Origin of the sequence: Mycoplasma parvum str. Indiana (genome assembly GCF_000477415.1) — a bacterium.
Classification (GTDB): Bacteria; Bacillota_I; Bacilli_A; order Mycoplasmatales; family Mycoplasmoidaceae; genus Eperythrozoon_A; species Eperythrozoon_A parvum.
Window position 1 is genome coordinate 264,312 of sequence record NC_022575.1, and the last position, 14,230, is coordinate 278,541.

18 protein-coding genes are annotated in these 14,230 nt (G+C 26.9%); 8 read left to right on the plus strand and 10 right to left on the minus strand.

The genetic code is table 4. The features are described 5' to 3' along the window. The first annotated feature begins 8 nt into the window (after positions 1-8). From cdaM to rplQ, 7 genes are all read left to right on the plus strand, one after another. On the plus strand, positions 9-617 hold the full coding sequence (gene cdaM, locus PRV_RS01365; protein WP_022769633.1) for a diadenylate cyclase CdaM: 609 nt from the start codon (positions 9-11) through the stop codon (positions 615-617). Between the two features lie 75 nt (positions 618-692). Further along, positions 693-2,300: a magnesium transporter gene (locus PRV_RS01370; protein ID WP_022769636.1), complete on the plus strand. Its 1,608-nt coding sequence runs from the start codon at positions 693-695 to the stop codon at positions 2,298-2,300. A gap of 16 nt (positions 2,301-2,316) precedes the next feature. After that, complete coding sequence (locus PRV_RS01375) at positions 2,317-3,618, plus strand: hypothetical protein (protein ID WP_022769640.1); 1,302 nt, start codon at positions 2,317-2,319, stop codon at positions 3,616-3,618. 291 nt (positions 3,619-3,909) lie between these two features. Beyond that, positions 3,910-5,640, plus strand: a complete 1,731-nt coding sequence (locus PRV_RS01380) for a hypothetical protein (RefSeq protein WP_022769643.1) — start codon at positions 3,910-3,912, stop codon at positions 5,638-5,640. A 14-nt stretch (positions 5,641-5,654) separates the two neighbouring features. After that, positions 5,655-6,551: a phosphate ABC transporter ATP-binding protein gene (locus tag PRV_RS01385; RefSeq protein WP_022769647.1), complete on the plus strand. Its 897-nt coding sequence runs from the start codon at positions 5,655-5,657 to the stop codon at positions 6,549-6,551. Between the two features lie 38 nt (positions 6,552-6,589). Further along, complete coding sequence (locus PRV_RS01390; protein ID WP_022769651.1) at positions 6,590-8,089, plus strand: amino acid permease; 1,500 nt, start codon at positions 6,590-6,592, stop codon at positions 8,087-8,089. 37 nt (positions 8,090-8,126) lie between these two features. Further along, positions 8,127-8,465: a 50S ribosomal protein L17 gene (gene rplQ / locus PRV_RS01395; protein WP_022769655.1), complete on the plus strand. Its 339-nt coding sequence runs from the start codon at positions 8,127-8,129 to the stop codon at positions 8,463-8,465. A gap of 54 nt (positions 8,466-8,519) precedes the next feature. Here the strand turns inward: rplQ and PRV_RS01400 are convergent, their stop codons facing one another. The 7 genes from PRV_RS01400 to greA form a co-directional block, all read right to left on the minus strand. Continuing rightward, entirely contained in the window at positions 8,520-8,780 is a 261-nt protein-coding gene (locus PRV_RS01400; RefSeq protein ID WP_022769659.1) for an HPr family phosphocarrier protein, read from the minus strand. Positions 8,781-8,812: 32 nt separating this feature from the next. Beyond that, the gene (locus PRV_RS01405; RefSeq protein ID WP_043896051.1) at positions 8,813-8,983 is read right to left on the minus strand and encodes a hypothetical protein; all 171 of its coding nucleotides are present in this window, start codon (positions 8,981-8,983) and stop codon (positions 8,813-8,815) included. Between the two features lies 1 nt (position 8,984). After that, positions 8,985-9,371 (minus strand): 50S ribosomal protein L19, encoded by a 387-nt coding sequence (locus tag PRV_RS01410; RefSeq protein ID WP_043896052.1) that lies wholly within the window; start codon positions 9,369-9,371, stop codon positions 8,985-8,987. A 1-nt stretch (position 9,372) separates the two neighbouring features. Beyond that, positions 9,373-9,834, minus strand: coding sequence for a hypothetical protein (locus PRV_RS01415; protein WP_022769665.1), 462 nt, complete (start codon positions 9,832-9,834; stop codon positions 9,373-9,375). 1 nt (position 9,835) lies between these two features. Further along, positions 9,836-10,078, minus strand: coding sequence for a 30S ribosomal protein S16 (gene rpsP, locus PRV_RS01420; RefSeq protein WP_022769666.1), 243 nt, complete (start codon positions 10,076-10,078; stop codon positions 9,836-9,838). Further along, on the minus strand, positions 10,078-10,680 hold the full coding sequence (locus PRV_RS01425; RefSeq protein WP_022769667.1) for a hypothetical protein: 603 nt from the start codon (positions 10,678-10,680) through the stop codon (positions 10,078-10,080). The genes rpsP and PRV_RS01425 overlap by 1 nt, the downstream gene beginning before the upstream one ends. A 165-nt stretch (positions 10,681-10,845) precedes the next feature. Further along, positions 10,846-11,337 (minus strand): transcription elongation factor GreA, encoded by a 492-nt coding sequence (greA, locus tag PRV_RS01430; protein WP_022769668.1) that lies wholly within the window; start codon positions 11,335-11,337, stop codon positions 10,846-10,848. A gap of 62 nt (positions 11,338-11,399) precedes the next feature. On the opposite strand from greA, the gene PRV_RS01435 reads away from it, so the two are divergent. After that, positions 11,400-12,122, plus strand: a complete 723-nt coding sequence (locus tag PRV_RS01435; protein WP_022769669.1) for an RNA methyltransferase — start codon at positions 11,400-11,402, stop codon at positions 12,120-12,122. Positions 12,123-12,284: 162 nt separating this feature from the next. Here PRV_RS01435 and PRV_RS01440 read toward each other — a convergent pair whose 3' ends face one another. The 3 genes from PRV_RS01440 to rpsM are packed head-to-tail and all read right to left on the minus strand — an operon-like array spanning position 12,285 to position 14,217. Next, complete coding sequence (locus tag PRV_RS01440; RefSeq protein WP_022769670.1) at positions 12,285-13,307, minus strand: DNA-directed RNA polymerase subunit alpha; 1,023 nt, start codon at positions 13,305-13,307, stop codon at positions 12,285-12,287. Positions 13,308-13,334: 27 nt separating this feature from the next. Further along, positions 13,335-13,721: a 30S ribosomal protein S11 gene (rpsK, locus tag PRV_RS01445; RefSeq protein WP_022769676.1), complete on the minus strand. Its 387-nt coding sequence runs from the start codon at positions 13,719-13,721 to the stop codon at positions 13,335-13,337. A gap of 7 nt (positions 13,722-13,728) precedes the next feature. After that, entirely contained in the window at positions 13,729-14,217 is a 489-nt protein-coding gene (gene rpsM, locus PRV_RS02995) for a 30S ribosomal protein S13 (protein WP_022769677.1), read from the minus strand. Positions 14,218-14,230 lie beyond the last annotated feature (13 nt).

Below are 14,230 nucleotides of genomic sequence, written 5' to 3' on the forward strand. Positions count from 1 at the left end.
ATAAGTTAATGAGTTGAAATACTAAAGATATATGAGTTGTTGTTATTTCTTTATCTACATTTCTTTTACTTTTTTATTATGTTTCAATTGAAAGAGTTTGATTTAAAAAATATGTTTGAAAGCTTTTCAGAAGAAAAAATATTTCTGATTCAGAATTTGAAAATTTTGTTTATCACTTCGGAGAAGTATTATTTAAATTCTCCAAAAGGAAAATAGGCGCTCTTATAGTTATTGAAAAATTTCAAAATCTACAAAAATATATTAGTTTAGGTTATGAGGTTAAATCAAAATTTTTTCCCGATTTTTTATACAATATTTTTTTTAATAAAGCTTCATCAATGCATGATGGAGGGGTAATAATTAGAGGGATGGAAATTATGTCTATTTCTTCTTATTTTCCTATTACTTCAGATAAAAATATTCCTAATGAATATGGCTCTAGACATAGAGCAGCTATGGGAATTTCTGGAAGAACTGATGCATTAGCTTTTTTAGTTTCAGAAAGTAGTGGAAAAATAATGATTTCTCAGGATGGAAAAATTAATAGTTTGGATAATAGCAATATAAATCTTTTGATTAAAAAATTAAAAGAATTACTTTCTTTTTATATAGAATAGATAGGGTTATTTTTTCTCTTTAAAATCTTTTAAATAGAGGGGATAGTTAGTGTTGATGGAGGAAGATAGGCGTACATGACAAGAAAAGAAATCTTTCTCTCCTCTAAACATGATCGTTTATGTAATAAATTATTTGTAAAGCTTTCTAGAGCTTATGAATTTAGAAATTATGCTGCTATTAAAAGTCTCATTAATCATAACTCAATATCTGTTTTAGTTAGAGCTTTAGAAAAGCTCTCTAACTACGAATTAATTAATATTGCAATACTTGCTTTAGAGCAAGATAGAATGAGAGATTTTTTTCTCTCTTTTTCTGATGCTTATAAATTGGGAATTTTGAATACCATGAGACCTATAATGCTTTCTAAATTGCTTGCGCAAATGCAAGCAGACCAAGTAGTAGAGTTACTTTCTATGGTAGATAGTAATCTTTCGAAGAAAATTATTTATCTAGCTTCTCCAGAATTAAGAAAAAATGTAAGCATAATTAGTAATTTCTCTCATTCCCAAATAGGGAGTATTATGAATACTAGCGTTTTGACTATTCCAGAAAATTTAAAAATATCTCAAGCTTTAACTTATATAAGAAAAAGGAGACATAGATTGGAGCTTCATAATGAATTATTTGTAGTTAATTTATCTAGAGAAGTAGTAGGACTTATTACTTTGCAAGATTTATTCTTTAGTCCCAATAATTCTTTAACTATTCAGGAAATTATGGAAAAAGACTACATAACCTTTCCAGCTACAAATCAAATTGGTGAAATTATTGATGCTTTCCAAAAATATCCAGTTTCATCTATAGCTGTATTAAATGAAAGAAATCAAATATTAGGAGTAGTAAATAATAAGGATATACTTCCAGAAATTGTTGAAGAAAGTATGGAAGATGTTTATAAGTTTTATGGAATTGTCAATCTTACACATTCTTATATGAAATCTACAACTTGAGAAGTTGTAAGATCTAGACTATTTTGATTAATTATTTTGCTTTTTGCTACCACTCTTACAACTTTCATAATTGAAAAGTTTGAAAAAATGGGAATGAGTTGAACTTTTGGATTATCTTCAGCGATTTTGGTCCCTTTAATTCCTTTAATAACTGACATGTGTGGTAATTCAGGTAGCCAAACAGTCGCCTCGATAATTCAATCTTTTGCAAGTAATGAACTAAAAGGTAGTGATTTTTGGCAGGTATTTAAAAAAGAATTAAAAATTGCCATTGCTGTCGGAGGAATTGTTTCATTAATGAATTTTGCTAGATTATTAGTATACTATAGTATTTTTCCAATTGATACCTCAAGAATTGGAAAAAATCAAGAGGCATTAACCTCAGCTTCAATATTAACTGCCGCCTCCTCATCTTCTAGTGTTAATGATAAGAGTTATAATCCCAAGTGACTGGGAGTTGTAGGCTCTTTCGTTTCTTCTTTATCTTTGTTTTTTGTAATTATTCTTTCTAAACTTCTAGGTGTTGTAATTCCTTATATTGCACATAAATTTAAAAAAGATCCTGCAGCCTTAACTACTCCAGTTTTAACTACAATTCTAGATGCAATAGGAGCCTTAATATTTTTTGCCATAGGTATATTGGTGATTTATTCCAGTACTAATTTGTTAATGAATAGTTCTCCAGTACTTGCAAATAAGGCTTCTCTTTCTAATTTGTCCATTTTTTCTTAATTAATCTCTTAGTTTAATGGGATTTTCTTTCAACTATCCGCATTTTCACTTTAAAGAAAGAAAGGAAAACATACTTAAAGATGTAGAAAAAAGAGAAAGAGAATTAAAAGAAGAATGATTAACTAAATCTTGTGGCTATCAATTAGTTTGTAATCAAGATTACAAATTAAGTCCTGAAAATTTTAGCTCTTCATGAGCTAAAAAAATATTAAAAAATTTAACACTGTGTATTTTTTTTGCAGGAGTTCCAATTTTTATCTATATTTACAAAAAAATAAAGGGAATAAATTATTTAAGTACTTTAAAGGAATTAAGTTCTATCGATAAAAGAAAGAGAGAAATGTTAGAGGCTAAAAAATATTTCGAAAATATTGAAGATAATGAAAAATCTTTTAAAGAAAGTAAGGAAAAAGAATTAGAAAATTGATCAGAAAAAATTATTTCTTATTCTTTAGCCACTCTTCCATATAGTCAATATGAAGAACAAAGAACAAAGAAACAAGATCCGTATATGAAATTTTTGCACATTTATGCTTTTTGTATCGCTCTCTTTTTGACTGGAGGTTTAATTATTTTCTATATCCTATATAGAAAATGAAAAGATCCTAGATATAGGTTTTTAGAAAGTGCCGTTACAAAACATGTGATAGAGCAAACTAAATTTGAATATTTACTTCAAGATCTAATTCATAAAAAACATGGTTTTGATATTTTGGATAATTTGTCTTTTTGTTTTTCTAAAACATTAGGGGATATTTCTACAGAATCTTATTTAAGAACAAAGTTTTATTTAATTCCTTTTTGAAGAGCTTTCTTCTTTTTCTTTTTAAATTTGATAACATTAGGTCTATTTCAACTTTGAACTTCTTGACTTTTAACTAAGAAGAGTTTTAAAACTAAGAAAAATTTCTATAAAAATTGATTATTAAAGAAAAAGAAGGAAAAAGAAATTGTAACTCCTTTAAAACTATTTAGAAAGAAATTGTTAGGGAAAACTTGTCTTTATTTCAAAAAAGTATGAATTGATTGATATTTTTCTACTTTTATTTCTCAAATTAATAATATGGCTATTACTTCTAATTTTTTTAAGCCTAGAGCAAAAGTAAAAAATCTTAATTGATCTTTAATGTGAATGTTTACTTCTCCTTTAACTAAATGAGTGATTAATTTAATTCTGTTATTAATGACTTATACATTTCTATTGGTTTGAAGTTTTAGTGGTGGATTTGTAGTGAGTTATTGAGCTTTTATTCCATTTGTTTTGTGCGCAGTTGCTTTTGTAATTCTACTAGGATATCATGTAGCACTAGTAATTTAGTTAGTTTTTATTTAAAAAATTGATTAATTAATTAACATAAGAATTAATTTTTCTCTCCCTTCATTAGGGAGAAGATATTTTTTAAGAATATTTAGTAGTCTAAACTTTTTATTCATTTTTTCATTTTTAGCTTTCTTTTTTTCTTATATTTTCTATAAAGCTGGAGTAGAAACTTATAAAAGAGGTTTTTCTAATTATTTTCTTAATTTTGAATTACAAAAAGAAGCGCCAGATTCATCAATTTGACCGCCTTTAATTTATACCCTAATTGTTGTAATTATTTCTTTAATTTTGACTCATTATTCAGCATTAAAACTGGCAAAACATGCAATAAAAATGAGATCATGATTTAAACGAACAATATTAATTGCTTTCAAAATTCTTTCTGTTCTGCCTTCTTTTGTAATTTCTTTTATACTATCTGAAGCGATTGTTCCTTTCTTTGTGGGGGTTCAAGGAATTTTTGGTCTTATCGGGGGTTATATTTCAGTTCTTTCTATTATTTTGATGTTTTTTTGCATTTCTTTACCTATTTTCTTTTTGAACTATCTTAATTGATTTGAATCAAGCGAAATGAAAGAATTGAATTCAAATTTAGTGTCATTAGCTATAAATTCCAAATGAAGAGAAAAATTATTTTCTAAAGTATCTCGAAGAGTTATTTTTGTTAGTTGAGCTGTAACTATTATTAAAGCTCTTGGGGAAAGTGTTGCCTTAAATTTCTTCTGCGGTTCAAGTAATTTCACTAGACCTTTCACCAATCTTAAAACTTTTTTTAGCTCTAATTCTCGTACAGTTTCTAATTTGATCTCTTCTTTTTATTTTGCTGAATCGGGAGGGGAGGCTAATAGACAAGCAATGTTTGTGTATGGAGCTCCCTTAGTAATAGTTGCTTTTTTATTGAATTTCTTTTTAATTAGAAAAAGTATTTCAACCAAATATAAAAGAAGATGAGTAGATAAACAATATTCAAAACTTAAAAATAAATGAAATTCTCAAATAGAAAAAAGTTACTTTAGTAAACCTCTGCTTTATCACTGCAGATATATAGCTTTTTGATTTCATAGCGAGAATTTAATCAAAAAGGATTTCAATAGAGAAAAATATAGGAAATTAAAGGAAAATTTTATTTCATTTATCTTAATTTCTATTTTTTTCTCGATTCTATTGGTTATTTTGATTCGAGGTAAATTTTTTATTTTTTGAAATATTCATCGAAGTTATTTCAAAAGTTATAGCGCGGAGGGACTAGGAGTCCCTCTGTGAAATACTTTAATTCTATTATTTTTCTCTATTAGTTGGTCTTTACCAGTATGTTTTTTTTCAGCTTTATTTGTAAGTGCTTATTTGCATAAATGAAAAAGATTAAAGTATATTCTTTCTAGTTTTATTTCTGGTTGCGGAACTGTTCCGCCAATGCTTTGAGCTATGTTTTCAATATTTTTATTTGCTAGAAATATGAATTTAAGTTTGGGGGGCGGAGTTTCTATTTTTAATGGAATTCTCTCCTTATTTATTCTTAATTTACCTTTCTTATTTACTAGATTTTTTAATTTATTTGAAAATTATTTGAAAAAATATTCTTCAACTTTTTTGTCTTTAGGGCTGCATCCATATAATTTACTTTTTTTGATAATAAAAGATGCATTTGGAAAGTTGAAGTTAAATGTAAATGATTCTATTACTAGATTAAATGGTGAAAGTGGTCTTTTATTTTTGACTGCTGGGGCTTCAAAAAATAAAAGATTAACTTTATGGGGTCATGGACAAACTTTAACTACTAAAATTTTTGCTTCTATGCTTAAATACGATATAATGGAAGCTAAATCAGTTATGTATGAGACTCTCGTTTTGCTAGTTTTATTATCTGTCTTTTTATTATCCATTTTCACAGGAATGTGAAAAGGTTTTATTCACTTTCTTAAAAAATACTTCAAAAAAACATACTACAAATTGTATTGGAAATGTTGTAATGAGGGATTTTTCTCTCTTTCTCAACTTTTAACTAAATTTTCAATATAAGTCTCTTTAAATAAATGAAATTAAAAAAGAAAAAATCTTTTTTAAAAGCGAAAATTATTCTTTTTGTTAAAAAAATAAAAGAAAGAAAAGATAAAAAAAGAAAACTTTTATTTTCTTCTACTTCAGCAGAAGATTATTTAGTGTTTCAAGATTTTTCTCTTTGAGCTGAAGAAGGATGAAGAAAGAAAAAGAGAAAATTACTTCTTCGGGAGATAAATTTAGTTTTTGAAAAAAACAAAATTTATGGAATTATAGGGCCTTCAGGGGCTGGGAAATCTCTACTTTTATCTTCCATGACAAAAGGTATTTTTGGAGTAGAAGCTATTAAAAAATATGTTTGAAGGGGAAAAATTTTTTATAGAGGGACTGAAATTTTGCGCTCTTCCTTTCCAATTGAATTATTGAGAAAAAAAATTGGTTGAATTAGGCAGAGCCCAACTCTATTGCCTTTAACCATTAAAGAAAACATTTTATTTGCTTTAAGAGCTAGAGGATTAAATAATCAAGCTCTATTAAATAAAAAAATAGAAGAAATATTAAAAGAATGCGCTTTATGAGAAGAATTAAAAGATAGATTGGATACTTTACCCATAAATACTCTTTCAATTGGACAATCACAAAGATTATGCATTGCGAGAGCTTTAGTGCTTGAACCTGAATTGCTCCTATTAGATGAACCTACTAGTTCATTAGATCCAGCTTCTACAGCTAAAATAGAGCAATTGATTTTAAAGTTATCTAAAAAAATGACAATTATTCTAGTTTCCCATTCACTTTCTCAAGTGAAACATATCGCGGATTATACAATTTTCTTAAAAGATGGAAAAATTCTAGAATCAGGAGAAACTCCTTCCTTATTTATATCTCCAAAAACTCAAGAATTACAAAACTTTATATTAGGTAAGTACTAAAAAAAATTTTTAGGTTTTACCTAAAAATCTCAATTTAGATGAGTCAAGCTTATTTTTTTAAAGAAGAAAAAAATCTTCTCGGAAAAAAACAATTATTTATTCTCTCTCTTTCTTCAATGATTGGCATTGGAGTGTTTATTAAATCGAGAAATTTAAATGAATTAGCAAATTTTGAATTTTTGCCCATTATTTTTCTTTTTTTATTTGCAGCAATAATTATCTCTGCTATGATTTTTTTATTCATTAAATTAATTCAAAATTCTTCCACAACTGGTAGAAGTTTTATTGAATGAGTAGAAAAATATTGCGGAAAAGATTTCGTAGCATGATCAGTAAGATTTACAAAAGATTTTGCTCTTCCAATAGGAATTATTACTACTTCTATTTATTTACTCAAATGAATTGCTGGTACGAATTTTTTATGAGTTTGAGAGATATCTGCCCTATCTTTAGTAATAGCTGCATTAATTATGAGTTTGAATGTCTTTTCATTCAAAATATCCGAAAAATTTCAAAGAACTTTATTTATTTTTATTATTTTCTCTCTGTTATTTGTTGCAATTATGGGACTTATTTCAATCTTTCAGGAAACAAATTCAAACCCCAAAATATCAAGGAATAATGAAAATAAGCTAGAAGGTTTAAATAGTTTAAGTAGTTGAACAATTCTATTATCGGGTTTACCAGCTATATTTTTTATGTATGATGGTTTTTATTCTGTTCTTTCCTTAAAAGAACAAGCAAAATTAAAAACATCATTTACAAAAATTATTCTTTATTCTCTTTACACCATTACAGCTATTTATTTATTAATTATTTCTATCACCCTTTTGGGCGATAAAGAAAAAGGTTATTTCTTAAATTTTCAAATATTTAAAGATAAGAATTGAAAAGATGTTTTAACAATTCTGATTTTTTTAACTTTCGCTTCTAGTTTAAATATTGCATGTATGTGTAGTCAACAACAATTACTTCAATTACATTACAAATATGATTTTTCTGATTTACATTGAATTAGAAAAAGATTGTTAAATAGGGGAAAAAATCTAATGAATTTCCACTTTGAATGTAAATTAAGTGGATTATTCCATTTAATTAAAAATATGTTTATTTGTGTTTTTTTAATGTCTTTAATTACTCAATTAAATTATTGAATTTCTCCTAGTAGTGCAGGAAGCATATTTTGAGATTTAAATGATATGTTAGCTGAACAAATATCTTTATTTATATTTGTTATTCTTGGGGCAGTTATTTGAAAAAGTAGAAATCAGAATAATTTCCGATTTTATAAGTTATTACATTATTTAGTTTCTTTCAGTATTTTTGGCGCTATTCTTTACTATTTTCTTAACACTTTAATAGAATTTGCATGAAATACAACATTTTCATCTTTCATGAAAATTGTTTTATTTCTTGTAATGATAATTATTCCAGCTATTCCATATTTAAAAACTATTTTATTTAGAAATAGAAGTGAAGGAAGAATTATTAGATTTAAAAGAGAAAATCAATTACTTAATAATACTTTTTCACAATAAAATTGTTTTATAGAGAATAATTAATATATAGTCTTTAATGTCTTATCAACCTAGAAGGCCTTTAGATTCTGCTAGAAGAAAAATGATAACTAGACAGCAATGTTCTGATTTAATCTCTTATGGAAAAATAATTACTAAATTAAGTTTTGCTAGAACAACTCAAAGATATTTTGAAAAATTAATCACTCTTTCTAAGGATAGTAATATTGTAGCTAAAAGAAAGGCTTATTCAATAGTTTTAAGAACTCCAAAACATACAAGACAACAATTAGTTCAAAAATTATTTGAAGAAATTGGTAAAAAATATCAAAACAGAAAAGGAGGGTATACCAGATTATTAAAAACTTCTAAAGGTTTTTTAATTCAACTAGTTTAAAAAGTAGTTTTTTAGGTTAGGAGGGGTAAAGGCCCCCCCCTAAAAAACTTTTAATTAAATTCCAAATTCAGAAAGTATTTTAACTATTGAGGTCGCAAGTTCCTCTTCATCTTCCCCTTCAATTTCAAAAGTAACCCGAGAACCTCCAGTAACTCCCAAAGACATTAAATTAATAATTGATTTAGCATTAGCTGATTTAGCATTAAATATTAAAAAAATTCTGGATTTGTATTTAGAAAGAGATTGAACTAATTTAGAGGCTGGCCTCGCATGAAGACCTACTGGATCTTGTATTACATATTCAACAATTTTCATAGTTTAAAGAATAATACTAAACTCCAAGAATTTTAATAAAATTTTCGCTTCATATCAGCTCTCTTTTTCTTTTCTTTTCTTTTTAATGCTGGTCTTAAATGATAAGCATATTTCATTGCAGTTCGCTTAATATCAAGAGATAACTTTTTAAATTCCACCAAAGCCTGTTCAATCCCCTGTTCTTTCACTTTAATAACAGGCATATTATTTATTTTTAATTTCTTTAGCTTTTAACCTTTTTAATTTTATCGGCAATTCTTCATAATCTCTCAAATAAGAAAGATAAGCTCTTCTAGATCTACCTGTTTTTACTTTTTCTATTTTTTGCACTAAAGGAGAGTGAATAAAATAGGATTTTTCAACTCAATGATTTTTTAATTTTTCCCTCAATAAAATATTTTCTCCTAAATAACTTCCTCTTTTTCTAATTAAAATTCCACTAAATTTTTGAATTCTTTCTTTTTTCTTGTCATCTAGAATTCTCTCATAAACTAAAACTATATCTCCAGATTTAATATTTTTAAACACCTCTGATTTAACAGGATCCCCTTGAAATTCATAAAAATATTTTTTTAACTCCAATAGATTCATTCTATTTAGATTTTGATTTATTAAGTAATTTTTCTGTTCTTTCTATAAGTGGAGAATTATTTATTAACTCTAAATTGGTAGAACATAAAGATCTAAAAGTAATTTTTTTAAAGTCTGCCATTTCAGGGAGAAGTCGCAACAATATTCTTTTTAATGCTCTGTGAATTTCAGAACCTAAAAAAATGTAATGATAAAGTAAATCTCTATCAATTGATAAAAAATCTCTAGAAGCGCAATAATATCCTATTTCTTTTTTATAAGAAAGAATATTATCCATATATTTTCTATGAGAAAATAAGCTTGAATTTAATTCATCTTTCAACGGAAAGGTATAAAGAGACCAATTCTTTTTTAAATTAGAGATATTATCTCTTTTAGCTTCTTTTTCAGTAATAAAAATAGAAAAACAATCTGAACCATCCTCATTTTTAAAAGAAGGTGTTGCTGAAATAGATATTTTCAAGTTATTTATGTGATAACTTAACTTGAGCTTTTATCAATGAAAGAAGATTTTTAGTAGGTTGAGCTCCTTTAGAAATAAATTCTTGGTACATCTCCACATTTAATTGAAAATGATCTCTTCTTGGAATATAAAAACCTAAATTACCTAACTCAGCCGAATCTCTACTTCTTCTTGCATCCATCGCAACAATTCTATATATAGGATAATGTTTTTTGCCCATTTTTTTTAATCTAATTCGAACCATTATAAAGTTGGTAGAATAGGTTCTTTAAAAGAACTTAAATCAAATAAATTTGGATCTTTTTCTTCCCATTCTTTAATTAAGTTTTCATTATATTTAAAAGATGTTTCCTTGCCTAAAGAATCAATTTTTCAGGAATTAAATATTTCTAAATTAGTATCTTTAGAGTTAAAAAATAGGGGTAGAATATCTAACTTTCTATTTAAAAAAGAATTTAAATTTTTCATATCAGCAAGTGTAGCTATTGGTCTAGTTTTATTTTTAATTTCTTCTGGGTGAGCCGCTTTGTAACTTAATTTAGAAGCAGGATGAGTAAAAACTAATTTATTGTATTTTTCTAAAAGTCTTCTGTAATCATACTCTATTAAAGAGAGCAAAATTTGTCTTATTTGAAACTTTCATTCTTTAAAAGAAAGAGAATCTTTAGAAATTTTTTCTTTATCTGGTAATTTTTTATCTAATTTTCCGCCTTTTTGAAGCTCAAGCAATAAAGAATAAATTAACTCTCAATTTGTAGGAAGAAGAAATTTAGTTTCTTCTTTTAATTGTGAGAGTTTTTCTCAATTTTCATAAAACTCACTTAAAGATAAAAAATTACATGGCAAAACACAAGGTTTATTGGGAATTTCTTGAAAATAAAATATTCTACTTTTATAAAAAATAGAATACAGCCTAAGAGAAACTAAAACCCCATTAGAAGTTATTTCTTCTATTGAGCCTGCAACTAAAAGCTCAAAATTTAAATTTCTGAAAAAAGAAACTATAAAAAATTAAAGTATTTCTAAGATTTTGATGTAATAACTTTTTTTCAAACCTTCAACTTGGTAAGTTCCGCCTACAGGCTTTCCTAGAATAGTTTTAGCTATAGGAGATTCATTAGAAATTTTCATTTTCTCAGGATCTGCATCAAGACTTCCTAAAATTTCATAAACGTATTCTTGATTAGTTAGAGAGTGAAAAACTCTAACTTTAGAGCCGATTTCTACTACTTTTTCTCCACCAGTAACTCTTTTCTTAGTATCCCCTTTATCTTTATCAATTAAGGAATAGTTTTTTAGAATTAATTCAATTTCTTGTATTTTCTTTTCCAATTCATGTTGTCTTTGTTTTGCAAAATCATAGTCGGCATTTTCAGATAAGTCCCCTAAACTTCTCGCTTGTTTTAATTCTTCTAGTACTGCAGGTCTTTCAACATTAACTAAATGGGAAAGTTGTTCTTGCAGCTCCTTTAATTTAGCTTCCGTTAAATAATGTTTTGACATTTTTTAAGTTTCCATTTATTATTTAATAAAAATATTCTTAACCAATATTAAATTTTAAGTTAGTGGCGGGTAAAAGTTATTGCAAGAAAATAAATAGAGGTCCAAAAACGAAAACTAAAAGAAGAGAATTCTATTTTATAACTTTATTTCCTGTAGATATTACTAATTGATTAATACATTCAATTACTTTAAAAGCTATCTATAGGTCCAATATTTTATTTAAAATAATTAATTTAAGACAAGATTGAAATCAACAAGTAGATTTCACTCCCTATGGAGGGAGTAGTGGAATGGTAATTTCTGTAGCTCCAATTTATGATATTTTGGAAAAGCATAATTTATTGAATAATTCTCACATCATTCTTCTTTGCCCTAGAGGAGAAAAATTAACTCAAACTAAAGCTAGAGAATTAGAACAAATTTCTTCTTCTAAAGCGATTGTCTTTATTTGTGGGCATTATGAGGGGATTGATGAAAGAATAAGATATTTCGTTTCCGAAGTTCTTTCTATTGGAGATTACATAATTTCATCAGGAACTTTAGCAGCTTCTATCATTTTAGAAAGTGTAGTAAGAATTATTCCTTCTGTCATTTCTAAGGAAAGCCTTCTTTCTGAAAGCTTTAATAATAGCGAATCAGAAGAAGATCTAGATTTCCCCGTTTATGCCCCTCCAAAAGATTTTATGGGCTATAAAGTTCCTGATATCTTATTTTCAGGAAATCAAACAAAAATAAATAGTTTTAGAAAAGAATCTAAAACTAAAAAAATTAATAAAAAAATTTAAAAGTGTTTATTCTTTCTCAGGCTTTAAAATCAGTTCCTCCTTGATTTAAAAAATTATTTATTTGTCTATTTATAGTTTTAGTAGTTTTAACTATTATTAAAAGTAACCAATAAATAGTTAAAAAAGATTCCTTCCCCTTCGGAGGGGAAAGTTTTTTACAACTTAAGAAGAACTAAGAAGTGATTCACTTTCTCTAAATTTATATCCAGCTTCCTTTAATTTATCTTGGATTTCTAATAAAGCTTTTTTACCTAAATTTCTGAATTCAGATAATTCATCAAAACTATAAGCAACCAATTCAGAAACAGTATTAATTCCACTATTTTTTAGAATGTTATAAGTTCTTTGACTTAATTCTAAATCTTCTATTGGAGAGGAAGAAATAGAGGAACTTTCTTCTTTTTCTTTTCTTAATTCTCTATCAGAACTATCTACCTTAAATAATGGAACATCATTTTGAGAGATTTTATTGAAAATAGAAACCAAAATTTTAGCAGCATATCAAATAGCATCTAAGGCTTTTATTGAACCATTAGTAGAAACACTTAATTTCAATCTATCGCTAATACCATATTTTGTAGTTTTTTCTTCACTAACCTTTCAATCAACTAATAAAACTGGAGAGAAAAGAGTGTCGATAGGAATTAAAGAAAGAGTATTTAATAATTCTCTATTTTCAATCGAACTTCTATAACCTCTATCTACCATACAATACAAATCAACTTCTAAAGAAGTCCCTTCAACTGTAATTTCACAAAGCTTTAACTCAGGATTAACAATTTCGATTCCAGCAAAACACTCAATGTCTTTCGCTTGAACAATTCCAACCTTACTCTTTCTAATTTTTAAACAAGGTCATTTTTCGATAGGCAGCTCTTTTAAATGTTCAAAATCAATAACTTTTTCATCAACTTTTAAAACTAATTTTTTAATTGCCACTATCAATTGAGTAACATCTTCAGCAACACCTTTAATTGGAGAGAATTCATGAGGTAATCCAGCTACTCTTATTGCAAAAACCGCAGCGGAAGGAATTGAACTTAACAATAATCTTCTCAAAGTATTTCCAATAGTATTTCCAAACCCCCTTTCAAGAGGGTAGAAAACTACAGTAGCTGAGGTTTGAGAGGAGTCTAACACTTCACTTTCAATTTCAAAATTAGTAAATCTATTGAAAGCTTGCAACTAAAAAATATTAAAGACTAAAAACATTTACCTAGGTTTTTTACAGGGTGTACATCCATTATGAGGTAAAGGAGTTTTATCAGCTACTTCAGTAACTTCAAAGCCAAGGCCAACAATAGTTCTAAGAGCAATTTCTTTTCCCTTACCAATACCTTTTAAATGAATTGCTAATGCACTAACTCCTAATTCTTTAGACTCCTTACCAATTTTAGCAGCAACTAAATTCGCAACATAAGGAGTCGCCTTCTTAGTTCCTTTATATCCTATAGTTCCTGAACTTTCTTGAAGAATTACATTACCTTCAGGATCAGTTAAAGAAATAATGATATTGTTTATGGAAGTATGAATATGCATAATTCCACTTGAAACTGACAATTTTTTCTTTTTTGTTTTTGGTTTCTCTTCCGCAGACACTATTTAACTATTTCTTGCCTTCAATCTTTTTATTAGCTACAGTTTTTCTAGGACCTTTTCTAGTTCTTGCATTAGTTCTTGTTCTTTGCCCATGAACAGGTAAATTTCTTCTATGTCTTAGGCCAACATAAGAAGCTATTTCTTTAAGATTAGTCAAATCATCACTTATCTTTTTTCTTAAATCTCCCTCTAATAAAAGTCTATCTTTAAAAAAACTAGAAATTTCTGGTTGTTCCCCTTGTAAAGATTGCAGTTTTACTATTGATTGCGAAAGAGAAGCTAGTTCTTCGGGCGTTAAAGCATATACTCTTTTTGTCATATATTCATGTACTTTTTTCTTTTCTTCGGCGGTAAGTTTATTATCAGAAAAAACCTTATTTAATACTCAATATTGAATAATTTTCTTAGAAGTAGTAATTCCAATTCCATAAATTTTTGTTAATGCAATAAATAATTCTTTCTTATCTGGTAATATAACTCCTAATATTCTTGCCAAACTTTAAATTACT